Origin of the sequence: Castellaniella sp. S9, assembly GCF_027257175.1 — a bacterium.
Lineage (GTDB): Bacteria > Pseudomonadota > Gammaproteobacteria > Burkholderiales > Burkholderiaceae_B > Castellaniella.
On record NZ_JAPFGD010000001.1, the window covers coordinates 510696 to 529945 of the forward strand.

Annotated in this window: 17 protein-coding genes; 11 read left to right on the forward strand and 6 right to left on the reverse strand. The window is 68.0% G+C overall.

Features of this window, described 5'->3' with window-relative positions; translation table 11 throughout:
- Nucleotides 1-72: 72 nt before the first annotated feature.
- Both OOZ48_RS02540 and OOZ48_RS02545 read right to left on the reverse strand, forming a co-directional pair.
- A complete protein-coding gene (locus tag OOZ48_RS02540) occupies nucleotides 73-726 on the reverse strand; it encodes an HAD-IA family hydrolase (RefSeq protein WP_269495356.1) in 654 nt (217 codons plus the stop codon).
- Complete coding sequence (locus OOZ48_RS02545) at nucleotides 723-1700, reverse strand: RluA family pseudouridine synthase (protein WP_269495357.1); 978 nt, start codon at nucleotides 1698-1700, stop codon at nucleotides 723-725. The genes OOZ48_RS02540 and OOZ48_RS02545 overlap by 4 nt, the downstream gene beginning before the upstream one ends.
- A 471-nt stretch (nucleotides 1701-2171) precedes the next feature.
- Between OOZ48_RS02545 and OOZ48_RS02550 the strand changes: the two genes are divergently transcribed.
- The gene (locus tag OOZ48_RS02550; RefSeq protein ID WP_269495358.1) at nucleotides 2172-5183 is read left to right on the forward strand and encodes an Rne/Rng family ribonuclease; all 3012 of its coding nucleotides are present in this window, start codon (nucleotides 2172-2174) and stop codon (nucleotides 5181-5183) included.
- A gap of 107 nt (nucleotides 5184-5290) precedes the next feature.
- On the opposite strand, the gene accD is transcribed toward OOZ48_RS02550, so the two are convergent.
- The 4 genes from accD to OOZ48_RS02570 form a co-directional block, all read right to left on the reverse strand.
- The gene (gene accD / locus OOZ48_RS02555; RefSeq protein ID WP_269495359.1) at nucleotides 5291-6175 is read right to left on the reverse strand and encodes an acetyl-CoA carboxylase, carboxyltransferase subunit beta; all 885 of its coding nucleotides are present in this window, start codon (nucleotides 6173-6175) and stop codon (nucleotides 5291-5293) included.
- 4 nt (nucleotides 6176-6179) lie between these two features.
- The gene (trpA, locus tag OOZ48_RS02560) at nucleotides 6180-7022 is read right to left on the reverse strand and encodes a tryptophan synthase subunit alpha (protein WP_269495360.1); all 843 of its coding nucleotides are present in this window, start codon (nucleotides 7020-7022) and stop codon (nucleotides 6180-6182) included.
- Between the two features lie 11 nt (nucleotides 7023-7033).
- Nucleotides 7034-8233, reverse strand: coding sequence for a tryptophan synthase subunit beta (gene trpB / locus OOZ48_RS02565; protein ID WP_269495361.1), 1200 nt, complete (start codon nucleotides 8231-8233; stop codon nucleotides 7034-7036).
- A gap of 105 nt (nucleotides 8234-8338) precedes the next feature.
- Complete coding sequence (locus tag OOZ48_RS02570; RefSeq protein WP_269495362.1) at nucleotides 8339-10531, reverse strand: RelA/SpoT family protein; 2193 nt, start codon at nucleotides 10529-10531, stop codon at nucleotides 8339-8341.
- A gap of 88 nt (nucleotides 10532-10619) precedes the next feature.
- Here OOZ48_RS02570 and OOZ48_RS02575 point away from each other — a divergent pair, with 88 nt between their 5' ends.
- The 10 genes from OOZ48_RS02575 to OOZ48_RS02620 form a co-directional block, all read left to right on the forward strand.
- Nucleotides 10620-11123, forward strand: coding sequence for an NAD(P)H-dependent oxidoreductase (locus OOZ48_RS02575; protein WP_269495363.1), 504 nt, complete (start codon nucleotides 10620-10622; stop codon nucleotides 11121-11123).
- A gap of 317 nt (nucleotides 11124-11440) precedes the next feature.
- The gene (gene pobA, locus OOZ48_RS02580) at nucleotides 11441-12622 is read left to right on the forward strand and encodes a 4-hydroxybenzoate 3-monooxygenase (RefSeq protein WP_269495364.1); all 1182 of its coding nucleotides are present in this window, start codon (nucleotides 11441-11443) and stop codon (nucleotides 12620-12622) included.
- 157 nt (nucleotides 12623-12779) lie between these two features.
- Nucleotides 12780-13106, forward strand: coding sequence for a ferredoxin FdxA (gene fdxA / locus OOZ48_RS02585; protein ID WP_269495365.1), 327 nt, complete (start codon nucleotides 12780-12782; stop codon nucleotides 13104-13106).
- A gap of 289 nt (nucleotides 13107-13395) precedes the next feature.
- Complete coding sequence (locus tag OOZ48_RS02590) at nucleotides 13396-14610, forward strand: polyhydroxyalkanoate depolymerase (protein WP_269495366.1); 1215 nt, start codon at nucleotides 13396-13398, stop codon at nucleotides 14608-14610.
- Between the two features lie 43 nt (nucleotides 14611-14653).
- Nucleotides 14654-15265 (forward strand): RnfABCDGE type electron transport complex subunit B, encoded by a 612-nt coding sequence (locus OOZ48_RS02595; protein WP_269495367.1) that lies wholly within the window; start codon nucleotides 14654-14656, stop codon nucleotides 15263-15265.
- Complete coding sequence (nth, locus tag OOZ48_RS02600) at nucleotides 15262-15897, forward strand: endonuclease III (protein WP_269495368.1); 636 nt, start codon at nucleotides 15262-15264, stop codon at nucleotides 15895-15897. Before OOZ48_RS02595 ends, nth begins: the two co-directional genes overlap by 4 nt.
- A gap of 91 nt (nucleotides 15898-15988) precedes the next feature.
- Nucleotides 15989-16762, forward strand: coding sequence for an ABC transporter ATP-binding protein (locus OOZ48_RS02605; protein ID WP_269495369.1), 774 nt, complete (start codon nucleotides 15989-15991; stop codon nucleotides 16760-16762).
- A complete protein-coding gene (locus OOZ48_RS02610) occupies nucleotides 16759-17469 on the forward strand; it encodes an ABC transporter ATP-binding protein (protein WP_269495370.1) in 711 nt (236 codons plus the stop codon). The genes OOZ48_RS02605 and OOZ48_RS02610 overlap by 4 nt, the downstream gene beginning before the upstream one ends.
- 55 nt (nucleotides 17470-17524) lie before the next feature.
- The gene (locus OOZ48_RS02615; protein ID WP_269495371.1) at nucleotides 17525-18736 is read left to right on the forward strand and encodes an ABC transporter substrate-binding protein; all 1212 of its coding nucleotides are present in this window, start codon (nucleotides 17525-17527) and stop codon (nucleotides 18734-18736) included.
- A 90-nt stretch (nucleotides 18737-18826) separates the two neighbouring features.
- The coding region (locus tag OOZ48_RS02620) for an ABC transporter permease subunit (protein ID WP_442867508.1) at nucleotides 18827-19250 on the forward strand (424 nt) is incomplete at its 3' end.

Below are 19250 nucleotides of genomic sequence, written 5' to 3' on the forward strand. Positions count from 1 at the left end.
GCATGGACTTCAGACCATTGTGTGCCGCGAAAGTTCAAATTTCAAGCGTCCCGGCCCGCCGCCTCGGCCGGCTCAGGTCCGCGCCAGCAGCCAGGCCTGCATGTCGCCGACGCTGGAGACCAGAGCCGTGGGTTCGGCGGTGCCGAGTTCCTGGCGCGAATGCGCGCCATAGCTGACCGCGAGACTGTCGACGCCCGCATGCCGGGCCATCAGCACGTCATGGGTGGTATCCCCCACCATCACCGCCTCGAAGGGCTCCAGGCCGAACTCGAGCAGCAGTTGCTCGAGCATGGCGGGATCGGGCTTGCCGGCCGCCTCGTCGGCGCAGCGGGTCGCGTGGAACACCTCGCGCAGCGTCAGGGCATCGAGCGCCCGGTCCAGGCCCCGGCGGCTCTTGCCCGTGGCGACCCCCAGGATCACGCCGCGCAGGCTCAGGCCGCGCAGGAAGGCCTCCTGGCCGGGAAAGAGCCGCTGCTCGCGGTCCTGGCTCAGGAAGTGCTCGCGATAGCGATCGGCAAAAGCCCCCATTTGCTCGGGCGCCAGGGTCGGGACCAGCCGGTACAGGGCGCTTTCGATGGACAGGCCGATGACCCAGCTGGCCTCCTCGGCCGACGGCAGGGGCAGGCCCAGGTCCGCGCAGGCGCCTTGCAGCGAGGCGACAATGTGCCGGGTGGAGTCCATCAGGGTGCCGTCCCAGTCGAAGATCACGGCGCGATAGGTTTTCATGCGGAGGCTCCGAGCATCTGCAGCAGGTCCAGGCAGGCGGGCGGCAGGGGCGCCTCGAGCCGCAGGGCTTCGCCCGAGACCGGATGAGGCAGTTCGAGACGATGCGCATGCAGGAACATGCGGCGGAAACCCTGCGCGGCCAGTTCGGCGCGCACCGCGTCCGGACCGTATTTCTCGTCGCCGGCGATGGGGTGGCCGCTGGCCGCCAGGTGCACGCGGATCTGGTGGGTGCGGCCGCTGCGCAGCTCGGCGCCCACCAGGCTGTAGCGCCCGTAGCGCCGCTGCAGGGTAATGATGGTGTGTGCGGGCCGGCCCAGGGAATCCACGCGGACGCGGCGTTCGCCCGAGGCGGTCAGGGTCTTGAGCAGGGGCAGCCGGATGTGCTGCCGGTCGTTGACCCAATCCCCCACCACCAGTGCAAGATAGTGCTTGCGCCCCTCGCCCTGGCGCATCATCTCGTGCAGCGCCAGCAGCGCCCGGCGCGAGCGGGCGATCATCAGCAGCCCCGAGGTCTCGCGGTCCAGCCGATGGGCCAGCTCGAGGAAACGCTCGCCGGGCCGCGCCGCCCGCAGCTGCTCGATCACGCCGAACGACACCCCGCTGCCGCCATGCACCGCCACGCCGGCCGGCTTGTCGATGACCAGGAGGTCGCGGTCCTCGTGTATCACGGGGAAACTGGCCGGCGGCACGCCGGGCCGCTCGCCGGGCGCGGGCAGGCGCAGCGGCGGGATGCGCAGCAGGTCGCCATCGCTCAGCCGGGTGTCCGCGGCGCAGCGGCCCTTGTTGATCCGGACTTCCCCGCTGCGGATCGCCTTGTAGATATGGCTCTTGGGCACCCCTTTGCAGACGCGCAGCAGGAAGTTGTCCACCCGCTGTCCCGCGTGTTCGGGCCCGACGGTCACGAGGCGCACACCGGCCGTGGGGTTTTTCGCGGGAATCGTGTCAACTATTTTACGCATAAGGAAAAGCGGCATATAATCGCTTCCAGCCTATAGAGGCTGGAAACCGCTGGACGTAGAGATGCAATGGATGCGTCTCCGTCGAGTCAAGAGGCGCTCATTGTAATGCCTGGATTCCAGCTTCCGGGTCCAAGGTCGCCGGCACCGTCCTGGTCCCACCCCGCCCACACAGTACTGTCGGGCCCGGTGGATCGACGGGATGCCGCGTGCGACGCTGTCGGTTTCTGCTCTTTCCAGCACCAGGCGCGGCCATTTGTGCGCGCCTGCCGTTCCCAGCAAATACTTTCGTCAACCACTACTGTGCCCCTGACCGCCCTGCTGCCAGAACCTCGCGCCCCAAGGCGCGCCGTGCCTACCCGGACAGGGGTGGGCGCGGCCTGACGTTTCCGGCCCGCCCGACCCTTACGCAGACCACAGCCACGCAGACCGAGTGACCCGAGGTCGTGCGCCGAACCCGGCGCGCCATGACAACGGAGAAACCCACTCATGAAACGCATGCTGTTCAATGCGACGCATCAAGAAGAACTACGCGTCGCCATTGTCGATGGCCAGAAACTCATCGATCTGGACATCGAAACCGCCGGACGCGAACAACGCAAGGGCAACATCTACAAGGGCGTCATCACCCGCATCGAACCCGGCCTCGAGGCCTGCTTCGTCAGCTACGGCGAGGAGCGCCACGGCTTCCTGCCCTTCAAGGAAATCGCGCGCAGCTATTTCAAGGAAGGCGTGGACGTGCGCACCGCGCGCATCCAGGATGCGCTCTCCGAGGGCCAGGAACTCATCATCCAGGTCGAAAAAGAGGAGCGCGGCAACAAGGGCGCGGCCCTGACCACCTTCATTTCGCTGGCCGGCCGCTATCTGGTCCTGATGCCCAACAATCCCCGGGGCGGCGGCGTCTCGCGCCGGGTCGAGGGCGAAGACCGCCAGGAACTGCGCGACACGATGGACCAGCTCGAGATCCCCTCGGGCATGAGCATGATCGCCCGCACGGCGGGCATCGGCCGCAGCGTCGAGGAACTGCAGTGGGACCTGAACTACCTGCTGCAGCTCTGGAGCGCCATCGATGCCGCGGCGCGCGACAACAAGGCGCCCATCCTGATCTACCTGGAATCCAGCCTGGTCATCCGCGCCATCCGCGATTATTTCTCGCCCGAGATCGGCGAGATCCTGATCGACACCGAGGACATCCACGACCAGGCCACGGCCTTCATGAGCGTGGTCATGCCCGACAACGTGAGCCGCGTCAAGTTCTACCGCGACGACGTGCCGCTGTTCTCGCGCTTCCAGATCGAGCATCAGATCGAAACCGCCTACTCGCGCACGGTCCAGCTGCCCTCGGGCGGAGCCGTGGTGATCGACCACACCGAGGCGCTGGTGGCCGTGGACGTCAACTCGGCGCGCTCCACCCGGGGCGCCGACATCGAGGAAACCGCGCTGCGCACCAATCTCGAGGCCGCCGATGAGGTGGCCCGCCAGTTGCGCCTGCGCGACCTGGGCGGCCTGATCGTGATCGACTTCATCGACATGGAGGAGACCAAGAACCAGCGCGCCGTCGAGCAGCGTCTGCGCGATGCCCTGCACTTCGACCGCGCGCGCGTCCAGATGGGCAAGATTTCACGCTTCGGCCTGATGGAGCTCTCCCGCCAGCGCCTGCGCCCCGCCCTCAGCGAAGGCTCCCACATCACCTGCCCGCGCTGCACCGGCACCGGCGTGATCCGCGATGCCGAGTCCAGCGCCCTGCACGTGCTGCGCCTGCTCCAGGAGGAAGCCATGAAGGAAGGCACGGCCGCCCTGCACGCCCAGGTGCCGGTCGAGGTCGCCACCTTCCTCTTGAACGAAAAGCGCCGCGACATCGGCCAGATCGAATCCCGCCTCAAGGTGAACCTGGTCCTGATTCCCAACAAGTCGCTGGAGACCCCGCACCACCACATCGAGCGCCTGCGCCACGACGACCCGCGCCTCGAGGAACACAAGACCAGCTTCGAGCTGGTCCAGGAGCCCGAGGACAAGGTGATCTGGCAGCCCAACAAGGCCCAGGAAGCCAAGTCGTCGCGCCCCGAAGCGCTGGTCAAGGGCATCCAGCCCGCCGAACCCGCGCCGCGCCACGTCGATCCCGAACCCAAGATCGCGACGGCCCCCGCGGCTGCGGCCGCGCCGGCGCCCCAGGCCGGCGGCCTGCTCAAGCGCCTGTTCGGCTGGCTGGCCGGGTCGAACACCCCCGTCGCCGCCGAGGAACACGCCAAGACCGAGGAAGCCGCGCCGGCGCGCGGGCGCCGCACGGGCACAGAAGGACGCCGCGAGCGCGGCTCTGGCGCCTCGTCGGGCCGCGGCGGACGCCGGCGCGAGCGCGGCGACCGTCCCGCCGAGCGCGATACCGAGCGCCCGGCCATCCAGCCGGCCCGCGCGCCCGAAGCCGCCGCCGAGGCCGGCGAGCCGCGCCGCGGCCGCGGACGCCGAGGCCGCGGACGCCGCAGCGGCGAGGATACCCTGGCCCCGGCGACGGCAGTCGTGATCGACGAAACCCATGCCGAGGCGCCGGCGGCAGCCGTCATCCCGGCCCCCGTCGCGACGCCGGCCGAGGCGCTAGCGCCCGTCGACAGCAGCCCGATCGAGGCGCACGAGACCGACATCGAGACCCCGGTCGCCGGCCCCGCGGTGGACACCGAAACCGGTGATCCCGAGCGCAAGCGCCGCCGCCGTCGCGGCCGTCGCGGCCGTCGCAGCGGCGACGCCGCCACCGAAACGACCGTCGACAGCGACGTCCAGGTCGCCGACGCCGCCGATGAAGGCGACCACGCGCTGGAAACCCACGAGACGCCGCGCTTCGATCCTCAAGCCTTGAACGGCGCGGCACAGGCCAACGTTCCGGCGGCCCTCGAATCCACGCCGGCGCAGGCCGAGACCGTCGTCGACGAGCCCGCCGCCTCCGTACCGGCTCCGGCGGCGGATGCCGAGTCCGCCCAGGACCGCTACGCCCGGATCCTGCCCGCCGCCGCGCAAACGGCCGAGGCGCAGGCCGACGCCGCCGCGGCCGATGCCGGCCCGGCGGATGCGGAACCCGAGGCCGAGGGCGTTGCCGCCCCGGTGCCCGATGAGGCCATGTCCGCAGCCGCCGAGGCGGCCGAAGATGTCGTTGCCGTGGCCCACGACGCCGTGCCCACTGCGGTTTCACCGCGGGGCGTGGAAGTCCCCGAGGCCGAGGAGCCCGCCGAGGTCCAGGCGCCCGTGCTGCTGGGCGCCACGGCAGCGCCGGCCGCAGAGCCCGCCGAGGCCGAAGCCGCCCCGGCCACCGGGGCCCTCGCAGCCGCCAACGGCGCGGCGCCCATCGCCATGGCGCCGATCGACGAGTCTCTGCAGGCCGCCGGCATGCAGCTCATCGAGACGCGCACCGCCGCCACGTCCTACGTGCCGCCCGCGCCGGTGCGCCTGGGCCGGGCCCGCAAGCCGGTCGCCACGCATCAGGACGAACCCCTGGAGCAGGTGGAAACCCACTAGGCACGGCAAGGGGCCGCCCGAGGGCGGCCCCTCGGCAGGAAAAAGAAGGGGTGGCACCCATGGATGCCACCCCTTCTTTTTCGCCGCGCCGCAACCGGCGCCCCGGTCTACGCGGCCTTGGAGACCACTTCGATCGGCTGGCGCATGAACAAGGCCAGCAAATGGGCCAGTTCGGCCCGCATTTCGCGGCGGTCGATGACGCAATCGATCGCCCCCTTGGCCAGCAGGAACTCGGCGCGCTGGAAGCCCTCGGGCAGTTTTTCACGGACGGTCTGCTCGATGACGCGCGGTCCGGCAAAGCCGATCAGGGCGTTGGGCTCGGCCATCACCACATCGCCCATGAAGGCGAAGCTGGCCGACACCCCTCCCATGGTGGGGTCCGTCAGGACGCTGATGAACGGCAGGCCCGCCTCCGCGAGGCGGCTGAGCATGGCATTGGTCTTGGCCATCTGCATGAGGGAAAACAGGGATTCCTGCATGCGCGCGCCGCCCGAGGCCGACACGCACACGAAAGGCATGCGTCCCTCGATGGCCGCCAGCACGCCGCGTGCAAAGCGCTCGCCCACCACCGAGCCCATCGAGCCGCCCATGAAACTGAACTCGAAGCAGGCCAGGACCGTGGGCACCGACAGGATGGTGCCGCTGACCACCACCAGCGCCTCGGATTCGCCGGTCTGCTTGACGGCCTCGGAGACGCGCTCGGGATACTTGCGGGAATCCTTGAATTTCAAAGGATCCATCGGCCGCGTCCCGGCGCCGATCTCGAGGCGGCCGTCGGGATCGAGCAGCGCATCGATGCGCGCGCGCGCGCCGATGCGCATGTGGTGGCTGCACTTGGGGCAGACGCTCAGCGTTGCCTGCAGATCCTCCTTGTACAGCACCGATTCACAGGAGGGGCACTTCACCCACAGCCCTTCGGGGACGCGCTTGTTGGCGCTGGAATCGTTGTTGCGATTGATGCGCGGGGGCAGGATTTTCTCGAACCAGCTCATGAACTTATCCTTGTTTGATCTCGGTCAGCGCCTGGCGGATGTCGCCCAGCCACGCGGCGGCCGCCTCGATGGCGGCCTGCGGCCCCTGCGCGCCCGAGGCCTGCTCGATGACCTGGATGAGCGCGCTGCCGATGACCACCGCATCCGCGCAGGCGGCCAGCGCCTGTGCGCTGCGCGCGTCACGGATGCCGAAGCCCACGCCCACCGGGATGTCGAGGTGGCGGCGGATGACCTCGAGGTGGCGGCGCACGTCCTCGGTATCGAGGTGGCCCGCACCGGTCACGCCCTTGAGCGACACATAATACACATAGCCGCGCGCCAGCCGCGCGACCAGGCGCATGCGCGCCTCGGTGGAGGTCGGCGCCAGCAGGAAGATCGGATCCAGGCCGGCCTCGGCCAGCATCCGGGTGAAATCCATCGATTCCTCGGGGGTGTAGTCCACCACCAGGACCCCGTCCACCCCGGCCTGCGCCGCGCGCTGGGCGAAAGCCTCCCGGCCCATGCACTCGATCGGATTGGCATAGCCCATCAGCACGACCGGCGTGCGCGTATTCGTGCGCCGGAACTCGGCCACGAAATCCAGGACCCGCGCCAGGCTGGTGCCCGCGGCAATCGCCCGGTCGCCCGCACGCTGGATCACCGGGCCGTCGGCCATGGGATCCGAGAACGGCACGCCGAGTTCGATCACGTCGGCGCCGGCCTCGACCAGCGCATGCATGAGCCCGGGGGTGGACGCCACCAGCGGATCGCCGGCGGTGACGTAGGGAATCAGGGCGGCGCGGCCGGCCAGCGACCCGAAGGCCGCGGACAGGCGGGCATTGCCGGCCTGGGAATTGCTCGCATTCATGGCCTGCTCCGTCACAGGGTGATGCCGCTGAATTCAGCGACCGTGTGCATGTCCTTGTCGCCGCGCCCGGACAGATTGACCAGGATCACCTGGTCACTGGGCAAGGTGGGGGCGAGCTTGACCGCATGGGCGATCGCATGGGCGGACTCGAGCGCGGGCATGATGCCCTCGATGCGGCAGCAATCGTGGAACGCCGCCAGGGCCTCCTGGTCGGTGATCCCCACGTATTCGGCCCGGCCCGATTCCTTCAGCCAGGCGTGCTCGGGACCGACGCCCGGGTAATCCAGGCCGGCCGAGATCGAATGGGTTTCGGTGATCTGGCCGTTGGCATCCTGCAGCAGGTAGGTGCGGTTGCCGTGCAGCACGCCCACCACGCCGCGCGAGAGCGATGCCGCGTGCCGGCCGGTGTCCAGGCCCTCGCCCGCCGCCTCGACGCCCACCAGGCGCACGTCCGGCTGGTCAATGTAGGGATGGAAAATCCCCATGGCGTTCGATCCGCCGCCCACCGAAGCCAGCACGTAGTCCGGCTGGCGGCCGGCGTCGCGCGGCATCTGCTCGAGGCATTCGCGCCCGATGATGGACTGGAAGTCGCGCACCATCTTGGGATAGGGATGGGGCCCGGCGACCGTGCCGATGATGTAGAAGGTGTTCTCGACGTTGGTCACCCAGTCGCGCATGGCCTCGTTCAGGGCGTCCTTGAGGGTGCGCGAGCCGGACTCGACGGGCACCACGGTGGCGCCCAGCAGTTTCATGCGATAGACGTTCGAGGCCTGGCGGCGGACGTCCTCGCTGCCCATGTACACCACGCATTCGAGGCCGTAGCGGGCGGCCACGGTCGCGGTGGCGACGCCGTGCTGGCCGGCGCCGGTCTCGGCGATCACGCGCGGCTTGCCCATGCGGCGCGCCAGCAAGGCCTGGCCGATGCAATTGTTGACCTTGTGCGCCCCGGTATGGTTCAGGTCCTCGCGCTTGAGCCAGATCTGCGCGCCGCCCAGTTGCCGGGACCAGCGCCGCGCGTGGTAGACGGGGGTCGGGCGTCCGACGTAGTGCGCGAGTTCATAGGCGAATTCGCGCTGGAACTCCGGGTCGTCGCGATAGCGGTCATAGGCCTCGCGCAGCGCATCGAGCGCATGCACCAGCGTCTCGGCGACGAACGAACCGCCGAACACGCCGAAATGCCCCTGGGGGTCGGGAAGGGTATAGGGTTTCAAGGCTTTCTCGAAAAACGTCCGCAGGATGCCAGCCGATCCGCAGGCGGCGCGGACAACACGCAGGATCAAACAGGATATTCTACCAGCGCCGCGGCGGCCCGGACCTCAATGGCGGCTGGCATCTACGCCGGGCAGTTCGCTGAGGGCGGCCAGCGCCTGGGCGATCTGCTCGCCGTTGCGCACTTCGATGGTGAACACCATGTGCGCAAGCGAGCGCCGGCTGTGCGTGGTCACCCGCACCACCCGCAGACGCAGGCGGGCAAAGACCTCGGACAGGTCGCGCAGCAGATTGGGCCGGTCCTGCGCGTGGATGCTGAGGTCGATCGGATACATGGCGGCGCCGGTGTCGCCCCAGGCGACCTCGATGATGCGCTCGGGGTGGCGCCGCGCCAGGGCCGCCCACGAACCGCAGTCGCGCCGATGGATGGACACGCCCCGCCCGCGCGTGACGAAACCGCCGATCAGATCGGGCGGCGCCGGCCGGCAGCAGCGCGCGAGCTGGGTCAGCAGCGAATCCACTCCGACCACCAGCACGCCGCTCTTGCCGGTGCGCGCCACGCTGCCCTGGTCGCTGGCATAGACGCGGGCCTCGTCGCGCCCGGCCGGCTCGGAAGCCGCGGGCTCGCGAAAGACGTGGTCGATCTGGCGCAGGCTGAATTCCTCCTTGGCCGCCGCGACGTACAGGTCATCGGCGCGGGCGAAGCCAAGCTGCTGCGCGAGCTGCTCGAGGTTGGTCGCCGTGCGGCCCAGGCGCTGCAGTTCCTTTTCGACCATGGCCTGGCCCTGGGCGATGCGCTGCTGCAGCTCGATGGCATTGAACCAGGCCCGCACCTTGGCGCGCGCCCGCGGGCTGGCCAGAAAACCCAGCTGCGGATTGAGCCAGTCGCGCGAAGGGCCGCCGGATTTGGCGGCGATCACCTCGACCGTCTGGCCGGTGCGCAAGGGGGTCGACAGCGGCACCATCTGGCCGTCGACGCGGGCGCCGCGGCAGCGGTGCCCCAGGTCAGTGTGCAGGTGATAGGCGAAATCCACCGGGGTGCCGCCCGCCGGCAGCTCGATGACGCGCGCCTGCGGTGTCATGACGTAGATCCGGTCATCGACCTGCGCCTTGGGCGCGCGCCCGCCCTCGTCCTTCCAGGACAGGAGCTGACGCATCCAGGCGATCTTCTGGTCGTACGCGCCGCCGGCCGACACCTGCCCGCCGCGCGCGCCGGCCTCCTTGTAGCGCCAGTGCGCCGCCATGCCGTATTCCGCGAACTCGTGCATCTCGCGCGTGCGGATCTGCACCTCGAACGCCCTGCCCTCCCCGTCGGCCACCACGGTGTGCAGGGAACGGTAGCCGTTGGGCTTGGGCCGGGCGACGTAGTCGTCGAACTCGTCGGGCATCGGCGTCCACATGGCGTGCACGAGGGCCAGGGCGGCATAGCAGGCGCGCTCGTCCTCGACGATGACGCGCAGCGCCCGCAGGTCGAACAACTGGCTGAAATCCAGGTGCTTGATGCGCATCTTGTTCCAGATGCTGTAGATGTGCTTGGGCCGGCCATGGATCTCGGCCGGGATGCGCGCATCCTCGAGCGCGTCGCGCAGGCGCGCCACCACCGACTCGATGAAGGCCTCGCGTTCGTTGCGCTTTTCCTCGAGCCGGCGGGCGATGGCGCGGTAGGTGTCGGGTTCGAGGAAACGGAAGGCCAGGTCCTCCATTTCCCACTTGATCTGCCAGATGCCCAGGCGGTTGGCCAGCGGCGTATACAGGGACATGGTTTCGCGCGCAAAGCCGGGCGGGCACGGCGTGCGCGTGGCCGCATACCAACGCAGTGACTGCAGCCGCGACGCCAGCCGCATCAGCACGATGCGCAGGTCGGCGGCCATCGCCAGCAGCATCTTGCGTTGCATTTCCCGCTGGCCGCCGTCGGCCGCGTCCTCGGCGCGCCCGGCCACCCAGCCCAGGCGCAGCAGGGCGCGCACGCCCTGCACCAGGGTCGTGACCTCGGGGCCGAAGGCCTTGCGCATCGGATCCTGGCGCGTCACCGCCCCTTCGGGCTCGGGCTGGACGGCCAGTAAGGCGGCCGCCCGGGTCACGGCGTCCGATCCCAGCCCGGCCAGGACCAGGACCACGGCCGCGCTATGCGCGTCCAGCGGCTCGCCCGTGCTGGCCCGCGCGCCCCGCAGGGGCTCGCGCACCCAATCGGCCGCGCGCGCCAGCAAGGCCCGGCCGGCCTCGTCCAGCCCGTCGCCCGCCGCCAGCGACCAGGCGGCGTCGAACGGGTCGGCGGTTGCGGATGGAATCGGATCGCTCATGCTTTCAAGGGCTCGCGAGGTGCAAGCCGGACGCGGGCTGCTCAGGCTCCTATACTACCGTGAGTCGGATCATTTGGTGGGAGCGTCCATGCCCAGGCAGCTGACAATCATCTGGCATTCGCGCACCGGCGCCGCGCGGCAGATGGCGCAGGCCGCCGCGCGCGGCGCGCGCGCCATCGTCGACGAGCTGCAGGCCGGCGGCGACTTCATCCTGCGCGTGCTGACCGCCGAGGAGGCCGCCGCCGAGGACTTGCTGGCCGCCGACGGCCTGATCCTGGCGGCCCCCGAAAACCTCGGCAGCCTGAGCGGGGCCATGAAGGAATGCCTGGACCGCAATTACTACGCCGTCCTCGACCGCCTCAACGGCCGCCCGTACGCCGCCATCGTCACCGCCGGATCCGACGGCCAGGGCGCCCTGCGCCAGATCGAGCGCATCTGTACCGGCTGGCGACTGGCGCAGGCCGTCCCCACCTTGATCGTGCCCATGCAGGCGCAGACGCCGGAGGCCATCCTCGCACCCAAAACCGTTCCCGCGGAATGGCTGGCACGCGGCGAGACCGTGGGCGGCACCCTCGCCGCCCTGCTGCTCTGAGCCGGGTGCGCGGCCATGGCCCGGAGTGCGCCAACGAGAAAATGCTGTAAGGACAATTGAATGTATTCGTTTTATGATCGAAATCATCATCAATCGCTGACTTGGCGGCATTCAGCCTCATCAATAATTATGTTTATTATCAGCTTATTATCTCATTCAACAGAAAACTTCAAGTATAGAAAATAGAATTATTAAGATATGTATTAAATAAATCTTTATATTCCATTTTGACAATTTTATGGTCCAAATGGGCATTCCAATCCGGCGCCCTCCGGCCCATGATGTCGTCCTGCCCCCCTTCACCACAGGAGACATCCATGAAAACCCAAGTCGCCATCATCGGCGCCGGCCCCTCCGGCCTGCTGCTGGGCCAATTGCTGCATCGCCAGGGCATCGAAACCGTCATCCTCGAAGCCAAGACCCCCGACTACGTGCTGGGCCGCATCCGCGCCGGCGTGCTGGAGTACGGCTTCGTCGACCTCATGCGCGAGGCCGGCGTCGCCCAGCGCATGGACGCCGAGGGCCTGGTCCACGACGGCTTCAGCCTGGCCTTCCAGGGGCGCCGCGAACGCGTCGACATGAAAAGCCTCACCGGCGGGCATTCGGTGCTGGTCTACGGCCAGACCGAACTCACGCGCGACCTCATGGACGCCCGCCGCGACAGCGGGGCGCCCATCATCTATGAGGCGGCCGACGTCGAACTCCACGATTTCCTGGACGGCAAGCCGCGGGTGAGCTTCACCAAGGACGGCGAACGCATCGAACTGGAATGCGACTACATCGCCGGCTGCGACGGCTTCCACGGCGTCTCGCGCAAATCAGTCCCGCAGGACGGCATCCGCAACTTCGAGCGGGTCTACCCCTTTGGCTGGCTGGGTCTGCTCTCGGATACGCCGCCCATCGAGGACGAGCTGGTCTACATCCACAACCCGCGCGGCTTTGCCTTGTGCAGCATGCGCTCCCATACGCGCAGCCGCTATTACCTCCAGTGCAGCCTGGCCGAACACGTCGACGACTGGTCCGACGACCGCTTCTGGACGGAACTCTCGGCCCGCCTGCCCGAGGATATCGCCGGCAAACTGGTCACCGGCCCCTCGCTGGAAAAAAGCATCGCGCCGCTGCGCAGCTTCGTCGCCGAACCCATGACATTCGGCCGCCTGTTCCTGGTGGGTGACGCGGCGCACATCGTGCCGCCCACCGGCGCCAAGGGCCTGAATCTCGCCTCCAGCGACGTCTATACCCTCTACCACGCGCTGCGCGGCACCTACCACGAGGGCCGTGCGGACCTGCTGGACAAATATTCCGAGATCTGCCTGCGGCGCATCTGGAAGGCCGAGCGCTTTTCCTGGTGGATGACGATGCTGCTGCACACCTTCAACGACGACCCCTTCAGCGAGCGCATCCAGCGCGCCGAGCAGGACTATTACACCAGCACGGTGGCCGGGCTCACCACCATCGCGGAAAATTACGTCGGCCTGCCCTACGAGGCCGTCGAATAGGCCGGCCCAAGCACCCGGTACGGGCCGCCTCGCGGCGGCCATGCCCGACCTCTGCGCAGGGCAATCAGGGTTCTCCCGGGTAATTTCGGTAAAATCGATGCTGGCCGCGCGCGATCCCCCTCCGCGCCGGCCGGATCGTTTGCCGGAGCCCACACCCATGACACACGTCGTCACCGAAAACTGTATCAAATGCAAATATACCGACTGCGTCGATGTCTGTCCGGTGGATTGCTTCCGCGAGGGCCCGAACTTCCTGGTGATCGACCCCGAGGAATGCATCGACTGCGCGGTGTGCGTGCCCGAATGTCCCGCCAACGCGATCTTCGCCGAGGAGGACGTCCCCCAGGACCAGATCGACTACATTCCGCTGAACGCCGAACTCTCGCCCGAGTTCAAGCCCATCAACCGTTCGGTGGGCGCCCTGCCCGGCGCCGACGAGTGGAACGGCATCGCCGACAAGCTCAAGTACCTCGAGCGCCCCTGAACGCCGCTGCGCGGACGCACCGGCGCACCGCCTCATGACGCGGCGGCATATCACCCATGATCGTATGACGTCATAAAAACGCCACATTCCGCAGCACCAAGACGCCGGGAAAACCCGCCCTCCGGGGCTTTGCGGTATCCCCTGTCATCGAATTCCGTTACTTTAAGTACACACTCCAAGAACGGATTGGATACCCGAGCCCACATCCCGATACGAAGTCCCCGGTGACCAGGAGGACACCAGACCCGATCCCCGGGGCTTCATCGTCAACGACCGGAACGCGGAAACCATGCTGTACGACCTGCACGAACTACAACGCTCCTTTCTGGCCCCGCTGGCCGCTTTCACCGACACCGGCTCCCAGCTGTTCTCGAACCCCTACAGTCCCCTGGCCTACACGCCGCTGTCGCGCCAATTCGCGGCCACGTACGAACTGGTGCATCGGCTGGGCAAGGACTACGAAAAACCCGCCTGGAACATCCCGCAAGTCCGGATCAGCGCCCATGACGTGCCCGTCACCGAGGAAATCGCCCTCTCGCGGCCGTTCTGCCGCCTGGTCCGTTTCCGCCGCGACGCGCGCCGCCACGATCCGCGGGTGCTGCTGGTGGCCCCCTTGTCGGGCCACCATGCGACCCTGCTGCGCGACACCGCGCGCACGCTGCTGGCCGCGCATGACGTCTATGTGACCGACTGGCTCGACGCCCGCATGGTCCCCGCCTCGGAAGGCACGTTCGGGCTGGACGACTACGTCCGCTACGTCCAGGACTTCATCCGCCACCTGGGGCCCGACGTCCACGTGATTTCGGTCTGCCAGCCGACGGTCCCGGTGCTGGCGGCGGTGTCCCTGCTGGCCAGCGAGGAGGCCTCCTGTCAGCCGCGCACCATGACGATGATGGGCGGCCCGATCGACTGCCGCAAGTCCCCGACGCAGGTCAACCGGCTGGCGACCACGAAATCCTACGCCTGGTTCGAGGACAACCTCATCCATCGCGTGCCCGCGCGCTATCCCGGCGCCGGCCGCAAGGTCTATCCCGGTTTCCTGCAGCACGCGGGCTTCGTGGCCATGAATCCCGACCGCCACCTGCGCTCGCACTACGATTTCTACATGCACCTGCTGCGCGGCGACGACAGCGACGCCGAGGCCCACCGCCGCTTCTACGACGAATACAACGCGGTGCTGGACATGCCGGCGCGATTCTACCTGGACACCATCCGCACGGTGTTCCAGGAATTCCAGCTGCCGCGCGGCACCTGGGTCGTCGACGGCCGGCGCGTCGACCCGGCCGCCATCCAGCGCACCGCCCTGCTGACCATCGAAGGTTCGCTGGACGACATCTCGGGCGAGGGCCAGACCCACGCCGCGCACGATCTGTGCCGTTCATTGCCCCGGTCGATGCGGCAGTCCTATACCGCCGAGCACTGCGGCCACTACGGGATTTTCTCGGGGCGGCGCTGGCGCGAGCAGATCTGTCCTAAAATCTCGGCATTCATCCGTTCACACTGAACCTCGCCGGCGCCGGACCGCAAGCGGCGCGCGGCGCCCTTGCATGCCCGCCCTCACCGACGCCATCGACGCCCTCCTGCCGCAGACGCAATGCACGCAATGCGGCTACGACGGCTGCCGCCCCTACGCCGAGGCGATGGCGGCCGGCCAGGCCGACATCAACCGCTGTCCGCCCGGCGGCCCGCGGACCATCGCGGCGCTGGCGGCCCTGCTGGGACGACCCGAACGGGCGCTGGACCCGGCCCGCGGCAGCCATCAGCCCCTGCATGTCGCGCTGATCGACGAGGAACACTGCATCGGCTGCACCCTGTGCATCCAGGCCTGTCCGGTGGACGCCATCATCGGCGCCAACCAGTTGATGCACACCGTGCTCGCCGCCGACTGCACCGGCTGCGAACGCTGCGTGGCACCCTGCCCGGTCGATTGCATCACCATGGTGCCCGCCGGCCGCGACTGGCGCCCCGAGGACGCGCGGGCCGCGCGGGCGCGCTACCAGGCCCGCAACGCGCGCCTGATGCGCCGCCACGAGGAATCCGCCGGGCCGGCCGCCCGCACCCTGTCCAACAAGCCCGCCCTGGCCGCCGAGGCCGATGACGAGGCGAAACAAGCACGCATCGCCCAGGCACTGGCCCGGGCCCGCGCCCGCCGCACATGAACCAGAACACCCGCAAGGAAATCTTCCGCCGCCTCCAGGCCGCCAATCCGGAACCCCGCACCGAACTCGAGTACGGCAGCATTTTCCAGCTGCTGGTGGCCGTCATCCTGTCGGCGCAGGCCACCGACCGCTCGGTCAACCTGGCCACGCGCGAGCTCTTTCCCACACACGGGACGCCGCAAGCCTTGCTGGCGCTGGGCGAGGAAGGCCTGGCCCAGGCGATCCGCACGATCGGCCTGTACAAGACCAAGGCGCGCAACGTCATCCGCACCTGCGAGCTGCTGCTGGCCCGGCACGGCGGCGAGGTGCCCGATACCCGCGAGGCGCTCGAGGCCCTGCCCGGCGTGGGCCGCAAGACGGCCAACGTAATCCTCAACACGGCCTTCCGGCAGCCGGCCATGGCGGTGGACACCCACATCTTTCGTGTCGCCAACCGCACCGGCCTCGCGCCCGGCAAGACCGTGCTGGCCGTGGAACGCGCCCTGCTCAAGCGCGTGCCGCCGGAGTACCTGCTGGACGCCCACCACTGGCTGATCCTGCACGGGCGCTACGTCTGCGTCGCGCGCAAGCCGAAATGCCCGCAATGCGGCATCCGCGACCTCTGCGAGTACAAGCACAAGACCCCACCATGACGTCAGGGACACCATGAAAAACCCGGATAGCGCTTCAGGAATCAAAGATCGATACTGACGCACAATCATCGATAAGGGGGACACCATCGACATGGGCGACTATATCCTCGAAACCCGCGGCCTCACCAAGGCCTTTCGCGGGTTCGTTGCAGTCGATGACGTGAATCTGCAGGTGCGCCAGGGCCAGATTCACGCCCTGATCGGCCCCAATGGCGCGGGCAAGACCACCTGCTTCAACCTGCTCACCAAATTCCTCGTGCCGAGCTCGGGCCAGATTTTCTACGACGGCGCCGAGATCACGGGCGACCGCCCGGCGCAGATCGCCAGAAAGGGCATCATCCGCTCGTTCCAGATCTCGGCGGTGTTCCCGCAGCTCTCGGTCCTCGAGAACGTGCGCATCGCGCTACAGCGCGGCCTGGGCCAGTCCTTTCATTTCTGGCGCAGCGACCGCGGCCTGAGCCGCCTGAACGGGCGCGCCCGCGAGCTGCTCGCCGAGGTCGGCCTGGCCGACTTCGCCGGCGAACAGACCGTCAACCTGCCCTACGGGCGCAAGCGCGCCCTCGAGATCGCCACCACCTTGGCGATGGAACCCCGGCTGATGCTGCTGGACGAACCCACGCAGGGCATGGGCCACGAGGACGTCGCGCGCGTCACCGAGCTCATCCGTCAGGTCAGCGCCGGGCGCACCATCCTGATGGTCGAACACAACATGAACGTGGTCGCCTCCATCGCCGATCGGATCACCGTGCTGGCGCGCGGCTCGGTGCTCGCCGAGGGCGACTACGCGGCGATATCCCGCAACCCCGCGGTCATGGAAGCCTACATGGGCACCACCCAGGGCGAACTCGAAGGAGCACACGGATGACGGCTGCGCTCGAAATCTCCGGCCTGCACGCCTGGTACGGCGAATCCCACGTCCTGCACGGCGTGGACATGCGCGTCGAGCAGGGCGAGGTGGTGACTTTGCTGGGACGCAACGGCGCGGGGCGCACGACCACGCTGCGCGCGATCCTGGGGCTGACGGGCAGCCGCAAGGGCTCGATCCGCATCCAGGGCACGGAATCGATCCACCTGCCCACCTACCGCATCGCACACCTGGGCATCGGCTACTGCCCCGAGGAACGCGGCATCTTCGCCTCGCTGTCGTGCGAGGAAAACCTGCTGCTGCCGCCGACGGTGGGCGAGACGCTGGGCGGGGGCATGTCGCTGACCGAGATCTACGAGATGTTCCCCAATCTCCAGGAGCGCCGGCACTCGCCGGGCACGCGCCTGTCGGGCGGCGAACAGCAGATGCTGGCGGTGGCGCGGATCCTGCGCACGGGCGCCAATCTGCTGCTGCTCGACGAAATCTCCGAGGGCCTGGCGCCGGTGATCGTGCAGGCGCTGGCGCGCATGATCACGACGCTCAAGACCAAGGGCTACACCATCGTCATGGTCGAGCAGAATTTCCGCTTCGCCGCGCCCCTGGCCGATCAGTTCTACGTCATGGAGCATGGCCAGATCGTCGAACGATTCAAGGCCGCGCAGCTGGACGAAAAGCGTCCCATCCTCGACAACCTGCTCGGCGTCTGAGACCGATCTGAGACCGATATCAGCCGGCTCGCCGGCAACACTAGGAGACCACCCCATGAAATTGCGCACGCTATCGACTGCTTTGACTCTGGCCGGCCTTGGACTGGCCATGAACGTCCACGCAGCCGGAATTTCCGACGATGTGATCCGCATCGGCTTCATCGCCGACATGTCCGGGGTCTACGCCGATATCGACGGCAATGCGGGGGCCGACGCCATCCGCATGGCGATCGCCGACATGGGCGGCGAGATCAACGGCAAGAAAATCGAGCTGCTGACCGCCGACCACCAGAACAAGGCCGACATCGCCTCGGCGCGCGCGCGCGAATGGTTCGACCAGCAAAACCTCGACATGCTGATCGGCGGCACCAATTCCGCCACCGCCCTGGCTATGGCCGCCGTCGCCGCCGAAAAGAAAAAACCCTTCATGGCGGTCGGCCCGGGCTCCTCGGCCCTGACCAACGCCCAGTGCACGCCCTATACCGTGCACTACGCCTACAACACCATCGCGCTGGCCAACGGCACCGGCTCGGCCGTGGTCAGCGAAGGCGGCAAGACCTGGTATTTCCTGACCGCCGACTACGCCTTCGGCCACTCGCTCGAACAGGACACCTCCAAGGTCGTCGAGGCCAACGGCGGCAAGGTCCTGGGCGCGGTGCGCGCGCCGATTTCCACCACCGATTTTTCCTCCTTCCTGCTGCAGGCGCAGTCCTCCGGCGCCGAGGTCCTGGGCCTGGCCAACGCCGGCGGCGACTTCATCAATTCCGTCAAGGCCGCCAAGGAATTCGGCATCACCAACTCGATGAAGCTCGCCGGCCTGCTGGTGTTCATCAACGACGTCCACGCCCTGGGCCTGGAAAACACCGCCGGCCTGTACCTCACCACCGCCTGGTACTGGAACCAGGACGACGAATCGCGCGCCTGGGCCAAGCGCTTCTCCGACCAGCACAATCGCGCCCCGTCGTTCCTGCAGGCCGGCGACTATTCGGTGGCCAAGACCTATCTCGAATCCGTCAAGGCCACGGGCACGGACGACGGCGACGCCATCATGGCGCACCTCAAGTCCATCGAGATCAACGACATGTTCATGAAAAAGGGCCACATCCGCGCCGACGGCCTGACCATGCACGACATGTACCTGGCCCAGGTCAAGACCCCCGACCAGTCCAAGGCGCCGTGGGACTACTACAACATCGTCAAGACCCTGCCGGCCGAGGCCGTCTACGGGCCGCTGTCCTCCTCCACCTGCCCCCTGCTGAAAAAGTAAGCCCCGCGCGATGCGCCGCGCCCGCCCCCTACAAGGGGGTTCGGGCGAGTGCATGCCGGACATGCCTAGCCCATCTCCTGTCGCACCCCTATGACACTACTTTTCGGCGTACCCATACAGGCCCTGCTGGGCCAGTTGCTGCTGGGCCTGGTCAACGGTTCGTTCTATGCCGTGCTCTCGCTGGGTCTGGCGGTGATCTTCGGCCTGTTGAACATCATCAACTTCACGCACGGCGCGCTGTACATGCTGGGCGCCTTCGTGGCCTGGATGGGCCTGCAGTACCTGGGCTTGAACTACTGGATCATGCTGCTGGTGGCGCCCATCGTCGTGGGCCTGTTCGGCATCGTGCTCGAGCGCCTGCTGCTGCGCCACCTCTACAAGCTCGACCATCTCTACGGGCTGTTGCTGACCTTCGGCCTGACCTTGCTCATCGAGGGGCTGTTTCGCAGCATCTACGGCGTCTCCGGACAACCCTACGCCACGCCCAAGCTGCTGGCCGGCGGCGTGAACCTGG

What these genes read in the sequence shown, in the direction of transcription:
- OOZ48_RS02605 (WP_269495369.1), top strand. Translation starts at nt 15,989, where the DNA reads ATGGGCGACTATATCCTCGAAACCCGCGGCCTCACCAAGGCCTTTCGC.
- fdxA (WP_269495365.1), top strand. Translation starts at nt 12,780, where the DNA reads ATGACACACGTCGTCACCGAAAACTGTATCAAATGCAAATATACCGAC.
- pobA (WP_269495364.1), top strand. Translation starts at nt 11,441, where the DNA reads ATGAAAACCCAAGTCGCCATCATCGGCGCCGGCCCCTCCGGCCTGCTG.
- OOZ48_RS02590 (WP_269495366.1), top strand. Translation starts at nt 13,396, where the DNA reads ATGCTGTACGACCTGCACGAACTACAACGCTCCTTTCTGGCCCCGCTG.
- accD (WP_269495359.1), bottom strand. Translation starts at nt 6,175, where the DNA reads ATGAGCTGGTTCGAGAAAATCCTGCCCCCGCGCATCAATCGCAACAAC.
- OOZ48_RS02595 (WP_269495367.1), top strand. Translation starts at nt 14,654, where the DNA reads ATGCCCGCCCTCACCGACGCCATCGACGCCCTCCTGCCGCAGACGCAA.
- OOZ48_RS02550 (WP_269495358.1), top strand. Translation starts at nt 2,172, where the DNA reads ATGAAACGCATGCTGTTCAATGCGACGCATCAAGAAGAACTACGCGTC.
- OOZ48_RS02545 (WP_269495357.1), bottom strand. Translation starts at nt 1,700, where the DNA reads ATGCCGCTTTTCCTTATGCGTAAAATAGTTGACACGATTCCCGCGAAA.
- OOZ48_RS02610 (WP_269495370.1), top strand. Translation starts at nt 16,759, where the DNA reads ATGACGGCTGCGCTCGAAATCTCCGGCCTGCACGCCTGGTACGGCGAA.
- OOZ48_RS02540 (WP_269495356.1), bottom strand. Translation starts at nt 726, where the DNA reads ATGAAAACCTATCGCGCCGTGATCTTCGACTGGGACGGCACCCTGATG.
- OOZ48_RS02570 (WP_269495362.1), bottom strand. Translation starts at nt 10,531, where the DNA reads ATGAGCGATCCGATTCCATCCGCAACCGCCGACCCGTTCGACGCCGCC.
- trpA (WP_269495360.1), bottom strand. Translation starts at nt 7,022, where the DNA reads ATGAATGCGAGCAATTCCCAGGCCGGCAATGCCCGCCTGTCCGCGGCC.
- nth (WP_269495368.1), top strand. Translation starts at nt 15,262, where the DNA reads ATGAACCAGAACACCCGCAAGGAAATCTTCCGCCGCCTCCAGGCCGCC.
- OOZ48_RS02575 (WP_269495363.1), top strand. Translation starts at nt 10,620, where the DNA reads ATGCCCAGGCAGCTGACAATCATCTGGCATTCGCGCACCGGCGCCGCG.
- OOZ48_RS02615 (WP_269495371.1), top strand. Translation starts at nt 17,525, where the DNA reads ATGAAATTGCGCACGCTATCGACTGCTTTGACTCTGGCCGGCCTTGGA.